Origin of the sequence: Paenibacillus sp. FSL R5-0519 (genome assembly GCF_037974275.1) — a bacterium.
Lineage (GTDB): Bacteria > Bacillota > Bacilli > Paenibacillales > Paenibacillaceae > Paenibacillus.
Genome location: NZ_CP150234.1, coordinates 6,537,673 through 6,553,382 on the forward strand (window position 1 = coordinate 6,537,673; position 15,710 = coordinate 6,553,382).

Here is a 15,710-nt window from a genome sequence, read left to right on the forward strand (position 1 = left end):
ACTAATCTACACAACGTTCACGACTCTGTCAATAAATGAAAAAGACCCGGTACAGCACCTTAACCACCTGTTTGCTAACTGGTTCGCCATCTAACTCCCGTTTATCTGTATCTATCCTCTTTTAAAATAATGGACAAAAAAAGAGAGCCCAAGGGCTCTCCTGATTTCACCTGCTAGCATAGCCAGATGTATTATTCATTAAGACGTTGGCTTCGTTCCGCCATCATCCGGGTTATTGTTATTACCTTTTTCCAGATTCGGAGACTCGTTTGGAATATCTCCGGCTGGTGGCTCAGGCGTTTCATCTTTACCTTGAATACGGACACGCACATCACCGATGTTGTCGATGATTGGCTCTCCGCCTTCAGTTGGTGTGCCTTCACCATCATTGTCGTTCTCTGCTTTTGGAGTTAAGGAACCTGTTTCGATCAATTGCTTGATCTGATCCATTTCCAAAGTCTCTACCTCAAGCAAAGTTTGAGCGATCAGATGCATCTCTTTTGAATGTTTAACAAGCAAGTCCTTACATTTCTCATAACATTCATTGATAAAGCGTTGCATTTCCTGATCAATCTCATACGCAATGGAATCCGAGTAATTCTGTTCATGACCGATATCCCGACCAAGGAATACCTGTCCTTGTGAACTTCCGAATTGCATAGGTCCCAATTTCTCACTCATTCCGTATTCCATAACCATGCTGCGAACAATACCTGTCGCTTGCTGGAAGTCACTGTATGCACCAGTACCAATCTCTCCGATGAACAATTCTTCAGCTACACGACCTCCGAGAAGTCCGGTTACTTTATCCAACAGTTCCTGCTTGGTAACCAGCATACGGTCTTCTTTTGGCAACATGATTACATATCCACCCGCACGTCCGCGTGGGATAATGGTCACTTTATGTACCATATCAGCATGTTCCAGGAAGTATCCTACAATGGTATGGCCTGCTTCGTGATAAGCAACGATTCGTTTCTCACGATCACTGATGACACGGCTTTTCTTCTCCGTACCAACGATGACACGGTCAATCGCTTCGTCAACTTCTTTCATGGAAATATCTTTACGATTACGACGTGCTGCGAGCAATGCCGCTTCGTTCAAGAGATTCTCCAAATCTGCACCAGAGAAGCCTGTTGTACGTTTCGCGATAATATCCATCTTCACGTCTTTAGTCAGTGGTTTATTACGGGAATGTACTTTCAGGACAGCTTCACGACCTTTAACATCAGGGCGGTCAACCGTAATTTGACGGTCAAAACGTCCTGGACGCAGCAAGGCAGGGTCCAAAATATCCGCACGGTTCGTTGCAGCTACGATGATAATACCTTCGTTAGCTCCGAAACCGTCCATTTCAACGAGCAACTGGTTGAGTGTTTGCTCACGCTCATCGTGACCACCACCAAGACCAGCACCACGCTGACGTCCTACAGCATCAATCTCATCGATAAAGATGATACATGGCGCATTTTTCTTTGCATTTTCAAACAAATCACGTACACGTGATGCACCGACACCGACAAACATTTCCACGAAGTCGGAACCTGAAATACTGAAGAATGGTACACCCGCTTCACCGGCTACCGCACGAGCGAGCAACGTTTTACCTGTACCTGGAGGACCTACGAGCAATACGCCCTTAGGAATCCGTGCACCTACTGCTGCGAATTTACGAGGGTCCTTGAGGAAGTCTACAACCTCAACAAGTTCCTGTTTCTCTTCGTCAGCACCCGCAACATCTTCAAATGTAACCCGCTTCTTCTCTTCGTTATAGAGACGAGCACGGCTTTTACCAAAGTTCATTACTTTACCGCCGCCGCCTTGAGCCTGATTAAACAGGAAGAAGAACAGCAGGAACATAATGATCAAAGGGATAAAGGAAGTCAGCAACGTCAACCAGATGCTGTCACCTTTCATTGGCTCCTGATGATATTGGAAATTGTTAGTTTCACTTGCAGCTACAAGCTCACTAATTGCCTCATCCGTAGGAGGAATATACGTTGAGAAATTTTCTGATTTGGCGCCATCTGGTGCCTTCTTGTATTGACCGGTCACGAGATACGTTTGACCGTTGAATTGAACCGTCAATTCAGAGACATTGTTGGCTTTGATCGCTGCACGCAACTGATCATATCTAGGATTATCGGTGGCTTCGCCGCCATTGCTGACGAACTGGACTATCCCCACCACAACTAAAAAAAGAATCAAATAAAAACCAGAATTCCGGATGAACCGATTCATCCCCTACCTCCTCTCGAGACACTTTAATTATTTTAACATAGCCCGACATGGCTTCTCAACAGAAGCCAAGAACAGCTCAAGGCTTGGGTCGGGCAGGATATTAGCTACTATAGACTTCCGGCTTCAAAATCCCGATATAGGGCAGGTTCCGGTACTTCTCCGCAAAATCCAAACCGTAACCAACGATGAACGCGTCAGGAATGTCAAAGCCTGTGTAATGAGCTTCCAACTCAACTTTACGGCCTGAAGGCTTGTCGAACAGCGTAACCACACGCACCGATTCGGCACCGCGGTTTTCTAACAGTTCAATCAGATAGCTGAGTGTAAGTCCGCTGTCGATAATATCTTCGACAATCAGAACTTCCCGTCCTTCAACGGACACATCCAGATCCTTAATGATTTTGACAACACCTGATGACTTGGTGGAAGCGCCGTAACTGGATACCGCCATAAAATCCATTTCAACAGGTACCGTTATGTTTTTAACCAAATCAGCCATAAATATAAACGCACCCTTGAGCACACAAATGACCAAAGGATTGCGGTTTGCATATTCGGCACTTAGTGTTGCACCTAATTCCTTGACTTTACTCTGAATTTCTTCTTCACTGATCAATACTTCTTGAATGTCGTTCTGCAACTGTGCGAACCTCCTAAGTTATACTATGAAAGCCTTACCTGAACCATAACCACTACCCCTGAATCGCTGAATCGCCTACAGTCATGTACAGGATTGCGGAAGTGCCCTCCCTGACAGGAGCCACACTGGACCGTCGAACACCCGGTAACCAGATGATATGACCTGCTCCATCACATACCACAGGAATACGTGGACGGACAGATGGGGGGATTTTCTCATCGATGAAAATATTTTTCACCTTTTTGCTTCCGTTTAATCCCATTACTTTCATGGTATCTCCAGGTAACCGTGAACGCACAACCAGCGGCATAAGCAGTTGATCCGCATCAAACGCGGCTTGATCCGCCGATTCCGGTACATGATAGTCCTCGGGACTCACCGTCATCAACCGAATATATCGATTAATTGGGGTGAGTGAAAGCTCATAAGTTCCACTCCATTGCGCAAGACGATACTCGTAAGATTGATCCTGTACGTCCGTCCGTATGCCGAAAGAAATCAGATTATACTCCCTAGTGCAGGCGAGTGTCTGTCCTATATCCAGGCTCCAGGTCGTCACATGGGTCTCCATGACCTTGTGTCGAATGGTTTCTATACGGGTAAAGTCGACAAAATCACTGTCCAAAGGCAGATAATTCAATATTAGTTTAATCAACCTTCGTTGTAAAGCGACATGTAACTTCAAGAAGGAAGGCACCTCAAAGGTTTGCCTTCCGCCGTTCACCTGCACTAGACACCTGTATGTGTCATATGCACTCTGCTCCATGAAATCGTCTTCATCACCCACAATTTCGGCAAGCCGATTCAATGACGGCGTGAGTTGTCCATTATACTGCCCCAAAAAAGGAAGCACATCCAAGCGAATGGCATTACGCCGATATTTACGCAGGGTGTTGCTTTCATCATTAAAATACATAAAACCCTGGGTATTACAAGCTTCTACAAGGTCTGTCTTGTTTATACGAAGGCATGGACGAATAAGTTCCACATTTTTTTCTCGCCTTTTAAACTTCATTCCTGAGAGTCCCGACAAGCCGGTTCCACGAAGCAAATGAAGCATGACTGTCTCCGCCTGATCATCCGCATGATGTGCCAAAGCGATGCTTGCGGCATTATACTTGGTAGCTACTTCATGTAGAAAAGCATACCGCTTGTTGCGGGCAGCCTCCTGTGGTCCTTGACCCGTCAGCTCCATATATGAAGGAACATCGGCCTTGGTCCATTCAAATGCAATGCCAAGCTGCTGTGCCAGTTCCATCATTTTTTCGGCTTCATCATCCGATTCGGGACGGAAACCATGATGCACATGCGCACAGATCAATTCAAGCGGGACATGCCGCTTGCTGATCTCGTGCATGATATGCAAAAAAGCCACCGAGTCCGGCCCGCCCGATACTGCGACGACAATCCGATCCCCGGGAACCCATAACTGATGCTCTTCCGCTGCATCCAGCACGTTCTTCACCAGCATGTTCCAGCGTAAAGCCTCCATACCTGTTCCTCATTCCTTGCGTTATGTATATGCACTCTCACAGATCAGAAACGCAGTGCATAGATGAGCACTCCAATAAGTAATATCACAGATACAGCGAATGCGTTCTTAAGCCAGCGCGGTGTTGTACTTTTGGAACGACGGCGTAGAGGCGTGGGACGAGCCATCATTTCCTTCCACGCTTGTGCCGCATGACCTGCATCACGAAACTGACCTCGTAGTGCCTGAATCGTCCAATTGCGAAAAGGACCCAGTCGTTCACTGCGTTCCACCAGCGCTACGAGCTGATTCACACTTCGCAGTTGTGGTAATCCTTCTGCTGCCAGTGCCTTGAGCGCGTCTGCTTCAAGTACATGAATCAACAATAATGCAAATGCAAACACATCATAGGTACCATCGGCTGTACGGCTGCCTGCATTCCAGAAGCCCCGATCATACCATTCGGTGAACTGCTTGACGCTTCGACCAATAGACGTAACTCCGCCGTAGTCGATCAGTTCTACCTGCCCATAATCGGACACCAGCACATTCTGAGGTTTGAGATCACCAAACACCCATCCTGCCTGATGCAATTGTGCCAACTTCTGCAAGAGCCTAAGTCCCACCAGAAGTGTCCAGTCTGTCCCCTGACGCCGAATGAAGTGATGAAGAGCCTCACCTCTAACGTAACGCATCACATAAAAGGGAATATCCCGGCCACGAACGGCATAATCATCCACATCTTTGAGATAGGAAGGAATGCCGCTCTGCCGAAGGGCTTCATGATTACGCTGTAGTTGAAAAGATTTGAGCACATTGACTTCCGATTGTAGATCTACCGGATCAAATCCCATTTTTAGCGCGTAGTGTTTGCCATTTTCACCCCGTTGGACAAGAAAAACGATGCCATTGGCTCCTTTGCCCAGTAGCTTCCGAATCGTGTAACGACTGCGATTCCATTTCCCTGTAACCACTGTTCCTGGCGGGAAAGAGGCGTCAGACAACGTTGTCACCGAGCATCCCTTCTCTTTCAATGCGATAGTTCCCTTCTATTTCCTGCTGTTCCTCCAGTGTACCATAACGGTAAAAATCAATCACCTTCTGAATTGCAGGACCTGTCGGTGTTGCACCCTTCATCTGCAACCTTCCAAACAGGGACCGAACACGACCTGGATCCGTTGTCCAGTCAATATCCATTACCGCATCTTCTCCACTGTGTCGTCCCGGGAAATGAAATACGGAAAGCTTGCTCTGACCTACACGCGCCTGCAAACTCAACATTAAATCGCGAATGCCCTCTTCAACCGCTGCCAGTTTGGGCTTCATGCTGGCACTGACGTCGATTAGCAATATCACCTGTAAGGCTGTAGTTTCAGCCATGTCATCCATCACTTCCACGACCCGGGCGCGTTGTGCAGGCTCCAGATCGGTTACCGTTTTGGGCTCCTTCTCCCCCAAAATTTGTGTTAACTCTCTATTAACCGCCTGCTGAATAGTCTGAACCACCGTTTTCCTTGTCATCATCTGCATGGTATGGGCAAGCTGCCGTGTACCTACGATTTGGCTGATTCCACCTCCGGCTCTGGCAATATCCTCAATCTCCCGACTGCCCAACTCACCAATGGTTCCATAATCAATCACGCCAACTACATTAACCGTAATGCCCTCTTCCTGTGCTTCGGCCGCTGCCAGCACCGGACTTGGTCCTACATTGGAACAACCGTCGGTGATCAATAAGATTTGCTTCATCCGATATCCCTCCGTTATTCGTTACTCTCCAACTCTATGACTAGCATTGCCAGATTGAAGAGACTTCAAACAGAAGAATATGCAATTAGCTGACGGTCCGTGGTCGCTCCATCCGATTAATGCCGGGCACACGCAGTGTGGCCCATTCAGGACGGAAATGCTCTACTTTTCCAACAACGACGGTCATATCATCCAGAATTTCATGCTGCTGATATCTTATGACACTTTCAAGCAGGCAATCGGCCAAATCTTGTGGATCGTCTGTATCAATCTCTTGAATGAGCCGTTTCATCCATAGCTCTTTGTTAACAGCATACCCCGGTGCATCATAGATGCCATCCGTCATCATAATGAGGATATCACCTGGTTGTAGCTGTACCGTCACCAAATCCACTTCAATATCTTTAATAATACCAATTGGCAAATTGCTGGCTGAAACCTGAATAACCTCCTGTCCACGTTTGATAAAGCTTGGTGTTGATCCGATTTTCATAAACGTTGTCTCTGCCGTATACTCATCAATCAGTGCCATATCCACTGTGGCATACATCTCTTCAGGGGAGCGCAGCATCAGAACGGAATTCACGGATTTGATCGCCAGTTTCTCGTCCATGCCTGACTGTAGCAACTGCTCCAGTATGTTCAGTGCCGCGCTACTCTCCATGCGAGCCCGTTCCCCATTGCCCATTCCATCACTGAGTGCAACCGCAAATGTACCGTTTCCTAACTCAACCGTGCTAAAGCTGTCGCCTGACATCACATCTCCCCCTTTGGCAGCAGCAGCAACACCGGTGGTTACCTCGAACGTTTTGGCTGAACCAAACGTAACAGTCGCCAGTCCCTGGCGAGGGTCGGTCATCGTCTCATGCAAGACGGCGATATGTTCGTCCAGTACATCCGAGATCAGCGGAGCGATCATTTTCCGGCACTCATCGAATCCCCGTGTATATGCATGTACTATCTCAATTTCCACATTGCCCGCTTCCAGATTGATGATTTCAATAGAGTGAATGGACAGGCCCAGTGACTCCAGTGCATCCCGAATCTGTTCCTCCTGTTGCACCATTTCCTCACTTTCCCGCTGAATTTCTTTGGCCAGGTCCTCCATGACCTGAGATACACCGGACAATTGCTCTGCAACCAGCTGCCGGCTATCAATAATCTGGCGTTTCCACTGCATGTTATGCTGATGCAGCCCGTATTGGGCACGCATGACTTCAAGTACCTCTTCCGGCTTCGAACACACCCTGTTCCATTCCACTGGAATCTGCTTACCTGAAATCTCCGGGTTCCCTTCAATGGTACTCATCACATCGGTCATGTATTTGTAGGTCTGAATAAACTTGGCATCCCAACATTGCGTACGCTTGAAGCAGCTTGCACATGTGCCCTCGGCAACCGCATTCATGAAATGATCCATTCCACTTTCTTTCTGTACTGGCTCGCCCGCACCGGACATCTGATCAAAGCTGCGTGACAATTGACGGAATACCTGCGAGAAGCGAGTGACCCGTTCTGCCGTGATATCCCTAATCCGTTTGGCATACTCATGCTGGGATTTAGTATGGTCCTGCGTACCTGGTACATATTTCGATATCGCCGTCATCAGGCTCTTAGGTGTCAACATAAACAGAACGATAGCCGCACATGTCTCCCATAATGAATTCATCACATCACCTGGCCCACCCAAGTAGATGGATAGAATGGACGAACCTAGCAGCATGCCCAGTGCAACCCCCGCACTTTTACCCTCTCGAAGCATCCCTGCCAGCATCCCGGCAAAAGCAAGCAGGCTCATCTGATACACCGCTGACATGTCAGCCAGACTCAGAATCAAGCCGGTAATGACCCCAACTGAGGCTCCGAGGGGGGCTCCGCCCACCAGCGCAAAGATTAATATGAGATAACGGGAGAGCATATGCTCGACGGATAAGGATTGAATGGTCCACCCCACGGCTCCCGTCATAACGGAAGCGAGCAATATAATCAGGCAGAGGATCTCCTCGTTCTTTAGGCTGAACTTTTTTTTGCGGTAGGTGAAGATCGGTATGGCTTGTATGAAAACAAGGGTAAGCACGAAGCTTAGTACCGAATCCATCGTGAGCATCAACATAGCGTACCAGCTGAAGGATGGCCCGATCACAACCGCGAATAATTTGACCATAAATGTAGTGGTAAACACCATCGTCGGCGCATAAGATAATTCAGCACGATCATATGACTCCAGACCGCGGAAGAGCAGATAAAAGATGGCGATCTCTGATGCAACAATGAGTGGTACGGGAAACGGTGCAAAGAGACTACCTGCGAGTAGAGCGGCGCCTACCGGAATGATGTAATCCCTGCGCATGAAAGCAATTACGGCGAAGTACGCAATGGCAAAAGGAGATAACTCATTCAGGATCATCGCCTTTCCGAGCAGAAATCCCATAAACGTAAGCAGCAGTACCCATTTGCGGGAAGCCACCATTTGGACAGCCTTGCGGGAGCCAAGCCACTGTTTCAGACGTACAGACAACTCCTCCCGAGCTTCCGTACCACCTTTACCTGCTTTCATTCCCGGAAATTGAATGACATTCCACTTTTCCATCATCCTCAAGGCACCCCATTCGATTAATTTGAATTTTCGTGTTTCGTTCTCGATGGTTCTGATTATAGATAGAATAGAAGACGTAGTTTGTCAGAATAGGTGGGCAGGGTCCAAAAAGTTTACGACAAAAGAAACGAACCTGGCGCGGTGGAGCAAAACCCCCGGCCTTATTGTGGTTTCTGTCCTTCCCTTACTTCATTCCGACAAAGGCAATGTCTGATTTTGAACTGGCGATGCTTTGGTCTCGCCATCATTTGAGCAGGATAGCTGTGGAATGCCACGGAAACCTGTCGGTAAAAAATGGTAGACGACAAATGTTCTTATGGTTCCATTTTGTCGTGCAGAAAAACCGGGGATATGGAGATTCACTTTACAAAAAAAGCTATTCCACTCTTATCTGTGAAAATCATTTGTGAAAGAAATGCAAAAAAACCGTTAGCCCAAGGGCTAACGGTTTTACTTATATGTTTAGATCAGGTTGTGCCAGATTACACACGCTTGGCTCCGCGGCCTCCACGTTTGCCTTCTGTGTTCTTCTTAAGCGAAGAGATCCGCTCTTCACTATCTTTCAGGAAGCGTGACATTTTATCCTCAAATGAAGGTTTGCCTGCTGCGGGCTTGAAAGAACGGCCACCGCGGTCACCACGGTTAAATCCACCGCCGCCGCCACCACGACCTTGGCCACCACTTGGGCCTCCGCCGCTGAATCGTTCGCGATCTCCTCCACTGCGTTCCGGTCTAGGAGCTCTCGGGGGTCTGGATTGTGTTTGTTGCTCAACCGGTTTGTCAACAGCTTGCTTAATGGAAAGTCCGATCTTGCCATCCTTGTCAACGTTGATAACCTTCACTGTAACGAGGTCATTCAGCTTCAGGTGGTCGTTGACATCTTTGACGTAATTGTCGGCGATTTCCGAGATGTGAACGAGACCCGTGACACCTCCTGACAGATCCACAAATGCTCCAAAATGCGTGATTCCTGTCACCTTGCCCTCTAACTTGGTGCCCACTTCAATTGCCATAGAATAAAATGATCCTCCCTTAAAAATATACAACCCGATTTTTTGAATGCCAAAATCAATGCTGCGCTAATGTAATTATACCTTATGCCGTAAACCAAGGTCAACTGAACACTACCCCATCAGAGAGCCTATTTTTTCCGGTTTAACGGCTTCAGACACACGGATAACAAACCTAGCTCGGTAATGGACCGAATTCCATCAGTTCCCTGACTCTTCAACCTGGATTGGCGTTTCCTCAGGAAGATAATATCCTTTTTTCCGTGCCAGCTGTCCTATGTATTCAGGGTCATTCAACCGGCTGACTTCGTACTTCAACTGTTCCAGCTTCTTCAACGTATCTGCCTTTGAAGCTTGCTGAGTAGCCAGATGAGAACTCTTGTCCGAAATTTGTGCATTCTGCACAAGGAATGTATATCCTGCCCATATTACAAATACAATCATAAACGTCATCCAAAGCATGAGGCGCCTTTTTGCACCGGCAGATTTTCCTTGGTTAGTTGGAGCCTTTGATCTGCCCACAGGTGTTTTACCCATTACGGACCTCCTTAAAACCAGCGTTTCCATATCGCTGCAATTCTTGTACCCACACGGATCATGAAGCGTGGCGTTACCCAATATTTCAGGAGCGGCCTAAACATCCAGCGGAACAACTTGCCGAAAGGTACCAAACATTGCAGTACCAGCCTGCCCAGGAATAATAGTATCGCAATTACAAAACCGAATAATACGCGAATGAACTTATAAATTCCTTTAGCCGGCATAACGATCAGGATGTTAAGGATATGTCCACACCAATGAATCAGCGTTCTTGCGAGTTTAATTAACATTACCACAAAACGCTGGGTTGTAACACTTAAAAGCCAAAAATAGAAGCAAACCCCTATAATCAGCCCCAAAAAGACATAAAACCGCAACTGTCCGTGGTTTCCGGCGTATAGCATCCGAAAAACGAACAGCGCGGAAGCAACCCAATACAACAGATCGAGCGTGTGAATACTCCATCTCGGAAACCGCAGCTGTCCGGACAGTACCCGGTAACTGTCATAGGCCATTCCCATCACGACCCCCGAAGTAAGCATCCACATCAATGTGATCCATTGAGTATCCGGACTCATCGGAACATCTTGCCGAACAGGCCTTTACTATTCTTGTTCTGGGAACCGGGGTCCAGATATTGCAGAGAGCTAACTGTGCCTTCAATGGATAAGAGACCTTCCTCAAGGCTCAGGTTTTTGATATGTAAATTGTGCCCCCGGATGGTCAGATGCCCAAGTTCAGTCTGCAGCAAAAATTCCTCACTGTCGAAGCTCTCCACGTTGGAGACACCCGTCAGATCCAGCAGTTTCCGATTCTGCATGCTCAGATGATGCTGTTTGGCCTTACCGTGCTCAACCATGGCATGTACCCCTCCTTCTTACACCTAGCTTATGGATGTGGAGGTCGGAATAGAACCAGCGTTGTTGAACAAATAACCCGTCTTCCAGTAAAAACAAAAACGCCCTTCCCTGTGATAGGAGGACGTTTCGATTCAACTTGCATTGAATGCATATTCAATACCAGATGTACTGTTACCAGTTCATCCCGTTATCCTTGGCGATCGGCTCTTCCTTCACCAAGGTGTAGAGGCTACTCGCCTCATCCTTCTTGGTACTCTCGGCAATTCGTTCCACCTTCACGGTGACCAGTTTCTGACCGAACTGAACCGTCAGCTCATCGCCCACTTTGACATTGGCGCTGGGCTTTGCTTCACGTCCGTTCACCAGAACACGTCCCTGTTCAGAGACGTCCTTGGCCACAGTGCGGCGTTTGATTAGCCGGGAGACCTTCAGGAATTTATCAAGACGCATTATTTTACGGCTTCTTTAAGTTTGTTGCCTGCTTTGAATGCAGGAACAGTGGACTCAGGAATCACGATTTCATTCCCTGTTTGTGGGTTACGTCCGGTACGACCGGAACGTTTGCGGGTCTCAAAAGTGCCAAAGCCGATCAATTGTACTTTGTCTCCGCTGGCAAGTGCATCTGTAATTTCTCCCAAAAAGCCGTTCAATACGGACTCAACGTCTTTTTTAGTCAAACCACTTTTGGTTGAAATGTTGTTAATCAGATCTGTTTTGTTCATTTTTAAAAGCCTCCCAAATTGAAAAAAAAGTATCTGCGATCCTGACAATACATCGATTGCCGCTGATTCGCGTTAGGTCACTACACATGTATTCTGGCTTGGCATCTGAAATCCTGCCTTGGTCCGCGACTTTTTTTAGCTTTTTGTCGATGGTCCGCAGGGAACAGTCTAAGACCAGTACCCGAAATCATCTGTCGCTAAACACCAAGCCTAATCCATACAGATGAACACATGTTCGTATATCATAACACACTGCAAAGCATGATGGAATAAGGCTAATCGGTATTTTCCAGAAAATTGAACCCGTTATAATCCTGCCTTCTTCGCTTCCTGCCAGAATTGCTCCATCTCTTCCACATTGCTATCTGCTGGTGTTCTCCCCTGTTCATGAAGGCGCTCCTCAATGTATTGGAAACGCCCAATGAATTTGCGGTTCGTCGCAGCAAGTGCATCTTCCGGGTCTGTATCGATGAATCTTGCAACGTTCGCGGCTGCGAATAATAAATCACCCAGTTCGAGCTTCCGTTCTTCCGCAGACTGGCCTTGTTGCACCGCTTCTTTCAATTCTGCGAGTTCTTCCTCGATCTTGGCAAACACACCGTCAACATCATCCCAGTCAAAGCCAACTTTGGCTGCTTTCTTCTGTAACTTGTATCCCTTCATCAGTGCAGGCAAGTCACGCGGTATACCATCCAGCACGGAAACCTTCTGCTGATCCTGACCTTTGCGCTTCTTCTCCTCTGCTTTCATCTGTTCCCAGTTCTGAAGAGCTTCATTCGCATCTTCTGCCTGATGTTCGCCAAAAACATGGGGATGACGGAAGATTAGCTTATCATTCAACCCTTCGATGACATCATAGACATTAAATGTGCCCACTTCTTCTTCCATCTGGGAATGCAATAAAATCTGCAGCAGCAGATCACCCAGCTCTTCTTTCATATGGTCAGGGTCATCCTCATCGATTGTCTCAATGACTTCATATGTCTCTTCAATCAGGTTTTTGCGAATGGACTGATGCGTCTGCTCCTGATCCCATGGACAGCCACCCGGGCTGCGAAGAATATTCACGATCTCATGCAAACGTGCGAAGGATCGGCGACGCAGGGCATCATCGGTGTTCTTCGGTACATAGATCAGTGACAGATTGCCGTACCCTTCGATCCGGTCCAGTTCATGTAGCGGAATTTTGTGAATGATCTCCTGGCCCTGTACACCCAGTGCATGACCGACAAATACGGGATAGTCATCCGGGTAAACTTCCATCAGGCACAGCTTCACGTCCGAAGCAGTGAACACATCATAGACTTGTCCGATCAACGTATGCAGCTGTGGTTGTACCAGTTCTGTATTCAAGCTGCTGGCATCCAGGAGTTGAAAGCCTTCAATAGGATCAAATCCAAGCCGTATAAAGGCTTCGTCTAGAAAGCTTTCTCCACCCATTACGCGCAGTGAAATGCCCATTTGTGGACAGCGTTCTTTGAGCAGTCGCACACTGGCTTCTGCCACCATGGGGTGACCGGGTACGGCATACACAATCTCCGTTCCAGCCTCACCCTTGCGAGCAGCCTCTATCAATTGGTTCGCGATCTCATCATACACCTCGGGGAAGGAGGACTTCGCCTCATAGATGGCATCAAACGAGGTCATCTCCAGCCCCTCTTGCTTCAGATCATTCAATACGGGATGATCCAGCGTACGCACATACAGCGTAGCTGCATGTTTCATTTTTTTGATAATACCTACGGTCAGTTGGTCTGCATCTCCAGATCCAAGACCTACTACGGTTAAAGCTGCACTCATTACGTAAACCTCCATCCGAACCATCCTGTTGCAAGCCTACAATTATCGTGCCTATACAGGATGGCGCTCTATAATTACCACGTATTATACCAGAATCAGTCGATATCCTATAATTGCATATTGGCTGTGCTCATGCAGAAGCACCGTGAGCATGAAGTTAGCGCAGCACACGCAGTCTGCGCAGCAGCTTGGCAAGGCGAGGCCCCAACTTGGGCACAGCCGCCAGCTCTGCGGCGGTCAGCAACCCTGTCCGGGCCGCCGCCAGCAAGAACACGGCCGAGCCTGCGGCGATGCCCAGCAGGCTCACGCCCATTGCGGCCAGCCTGCGGTCGGCCGCGATACCCATGCCGCCGAGTACCGCTTCGGCGGCCAAGGCCATGCCTACCGCCGCCAGACTCATGGCGGCGATCACCAGCGCCGGCTTCGCCAGGACGGCGCCAGGGGCAGGGCGCAGGGCGACAAGTCGCGCCAGCAACGCCACATTCAGGCCAGCCGCCAGCATGTAGGCGACTGCGCCTGCCATGGCCGCGCCGCTGATGCCCAGCGCCGGCACAAGCATAACGTTCAGCAACGCCTTGACGCCTGCGGCGGCCAGCATGCTGAACGCGGGTGCGCGCACGGCGCCGAGACCTTGCAGCAGCGCCGCCGCAATAATGCTGACGGTGCTTCCCGCAGCCGTCAGCGCCATGTACCGCAGTGCTTCGGTGCCTGCGGCATCTCCGTACAGCATGCGGTTAATCGGCTCCGCCAGCACCGCGAGACCCGCGGATGCCGCCAGGCCGATCAACCAGAACCAGCGCAGCGCGAGGCCTGCTTGCTGCCGGACGGCTTCTGGCCCGCCCTTTAACCGGGCTTCCGCCATCGCCGGAATAAACAGCACAGACAGTGACGTAGCCAGCATCGTCACCAGTTGAACCAGCGGCAATCCGCGGTTGTAGATGCCGAAGGAAACCATCGACTGGAGTTCATCCAGTCCTTCTCCCCGCAAAAGCCGTGGCACGGTGAAGGTGTCCACCAGATTCATCAGTGGTACAGCAAGCGACCCGAGACAGACCGGAATGGCGTACATGAGCAGCGTCCTGATCCATTCGGCATTGGATCGAGATTGGTCTGCCAGAGCGGGGTTAATGACACTCACCGTTTTCTTCTGTGGCGTAACCGGCCTATGCTCCTGATGCTCTTGACGCTCATGACGATCTGATCCAACCTCTCTGCCATTACTGCTCCTTCCCAAATCCAATGGTCCGGTTCCCACTTCCCTACGTTTCCGCCGATGACGGACCATGTACCCTAACATCGTTAACAGTCCAACCATTCCGCCGGCAACGGAGCCCATCATGGCTCCAGCGGCAATCGTCTCAAGCGAAGCGTCTCGTCTCATCAACCATACAAGCAGAACAATCATGACGGTGACACGTATCGTCTGCTCCACCACTTGCGATACCGCTGTTGGCACCATCTGCTGTAACCCCTGGAAATATCCACGCAGTCCGGTCATCACCGGAACGAACAATAACGCCCATGAAGCTGCACGAATCGATGGAACCACATGTCGATTGCCAATCATGTCAGCGATTAGCGGCGCACCTGCATACATCAAGAGAGCCATAACAAGTCCTATTCCCCCGAGCAGTACGGAAGATAAGCGGATAATCCTTCTGCTCTCTTCCTGTCTCCCCAGTGCATTTTGCTCTGCTACGAATTTGGATACGGCCAGGGGCAGCCCGGCAGCAGCAAGCGTAACAATGAGCATATATAACGGATACACCGTATTGTAAATGCCAAAAACACCGTCTCCCCCCAGATTCTGCAACGGAATCTTTTGAAAAGCACCAATGATTTTGGAGATAATGGCGGCAAGCCCAAGAACAAATGCACCCTGTAGTAGCCTTGAGCCTGTAGACGGCTGTTTCATAAGTCCCTCCTACATAATCCTTTTAAGCATACCTTGTTATTATACCTGCCTGAGGGCATACAGACTAACTCTGCACCATGACACCCGTCTCGATCAACTCCTTTCCCTTAAAACGCAAAAACTCCCGCATGCCCAAACTAGGGCACCAGGAGTTGATTTGCTA

Annotated in this window: 14 protein-coding genes; all 14 read right to left on the minus strand. The window is 48.9% G+C overall.

What is annotated here, in order from left to right:
- Positions 1-198: 198 nt before the first annotated feature.
- The gene (gene ftsH / locus MKY73_RS29465; RefSeq protein ID WP_339238940.1) at positions 199-2,244 is read right to left on the minus strand and encodes an ATP-dependent zinc metalloprotease FtsH; all 2,046 of its coding nucleotides are present in this window, start codon (positions 2,242-2,244) and stop codon (positions 199-201) included.
- Between the two features lie 100 nt (positions 2,245-2,344).
- Complete coding sequence (hpt, locus tag MKY73_RS29470) at positions 2,345-2,884, minus strand: hypoxanthine phosphoribosyltransferase (protein WP_017691352.1); 540 nt, start codon at positions 2,882-2,884, stop codon at positions 2,345-2,347.
- A gap of 52 nt (positions 2,885-2,936) precedes the next feature.
- Positions 2,937-4,376, minus strand: a complete 1,440-nt coding sequence (tilS, locus tag MKY73_RS29475) for a tRNA lysidine(34) synthetase TilS (protein ID WP_339304966.1) — start codon at positions 4,374-4,376, stop codon at positions 2,937-2,939.
- A gap of 44 nt (positions 4,377-4,420) precedes the next feature.
- Positions 4,421-5,368: a serine/threonine protein kinase gene (locus MKY73_RS29480; RefSeq protein ID WP_253428901.1), complete on the minus strand. Its 948-nt coding sequence runs from the start codon at positions 5,366-5,368 to the stop codon at positions 4,421-4,423.
- Entirely contained in the window at positions 5,352-6,104 is a 753-nt protein-coding gene (locus MKY73_RS29485; RefSeq protein WP_339238937.1) for a VWA domain-containing protein, read from the minus strand. Before MKY73_RS29485 ends, MKY73_RS29480 begins: the two co-directional genes overlap by 17 nt.
- Positions 6,105-6,189: 85 nt before the next feature.
- On the minus strand, positions 6,190-8,697 hold the full coding sequence (gene spoIIE, locus MKY73_RS29490) for a stage II sporulation protein E (protein WP_339304968.1): 2,508 nt from the start codon (positions 8,695-8,697) through the stop codon (positions 6,190-6,192).
- Positions 8,698-9,182: 485 nt separating this feature from the next.
- Positions 9,183-9,713, minus strand: a complete 531-nt coding sequence (locus MKY73_RS29495; RefSeq protein WP_017691357.1) for a S1 domain-containing RNA-binding protein — start codon at positions 9,711-9,713, stop codon at positions 9,183-9,185.
- Between the two features lie 198 nt (positions 9,714-9,911).
- Positions 9,912-10,247: a septum formation initiator family protein gene (locus MKY73_RS29500; protein ID WP_339304970.1), complete on the minus strand. Its 336-nt coding sequence runs from the start codon at positions 10,245-10,247 to the stop codon at positions 9,912-9,914.
- Positions 10,248-10,258: 11 nt separating this feature from the next.
- The gene (yabQ, locus tag MKY73_RS29505; protein WP_339304972.1) at positions 10,259-10,828 is read right to left on the minus strand and encodes a spore cortex biosynthesis protein YabQ; all 570 of its coding nucleotides are present in this window, start codon (positions 10,826-10,828) and stop codon (positions 10,259-10,261) included.
- Positions 10,825-11,109: a sporulation protein YabP gene (yabP, locus tag MKY73_RS29510; protein ID WP_105602444.1), complete on the minus strand. Its 285-nt coding sequence runs from the start codon at positions 11,107-11,109 to the stop codon at positions 10,825-10,827. Before yabP ends, yabQ begins: the two co-directional genes overlap by 4 nt.
- Positions 11,110-11,281: 172 nt before the next feature.
- The gene (locus MKY73_RS29515) at positions 11,282-11,560 is read right to left on the minus strand and encodes an RNA-binding S4 domain-containing protein (RefSeq protein WP_124118808.1); all 279 of its coding nucleotides are present in this window, start codon (positions 11,558-11,560) and stop codon (positions 11,282-11,284) included.
- Positions 11,560-11,832 carry an HU family DNA-binding protein gene (locus tag MKY73_RS29520; protein WP_017691362.1) on the minus strand — a complete coding sequence of 91 codons (273 nt, stop codon included), beginning with the start codon at positions 11,830-11,832 and terminating at the stop codon, positions 11,560-11,562. The genes MKY73_RS29515 and MKY73_RS29520 overlap by 1 nt, the downstream gene beginning before the upstream one ends.
- A 306-nt stretch (positions 11,833-12,138) precedes the next feature.
- A complete protein-coding gene (mazG, locus tag MKY73_RS29525; RefSeq protein ID WP_339304974.1) occupies positions 12,139-13,632 on the minus strand; it encodes a nucleoside triphosphate pyrophosphohydrolase in 1,494 nt (497 codons plus the stop codon).
- 157 nt (positions 13,633-13,789) lie between these two features.
- Positions 13,790-15,547 (minus strand): polysaccharide biosynthesis protein, encoded by a 1,758-nt coding sequence (locus MKY73_RS29530; RefSeq protein ID WP_339304976.1) that lies wholly within the window; start codon positions 15,545-15,547, stop codon positions 13,790-13,792.
- Between the last annotated feature and the right edge of the window lie 163 nt (positions 15,548-15,710).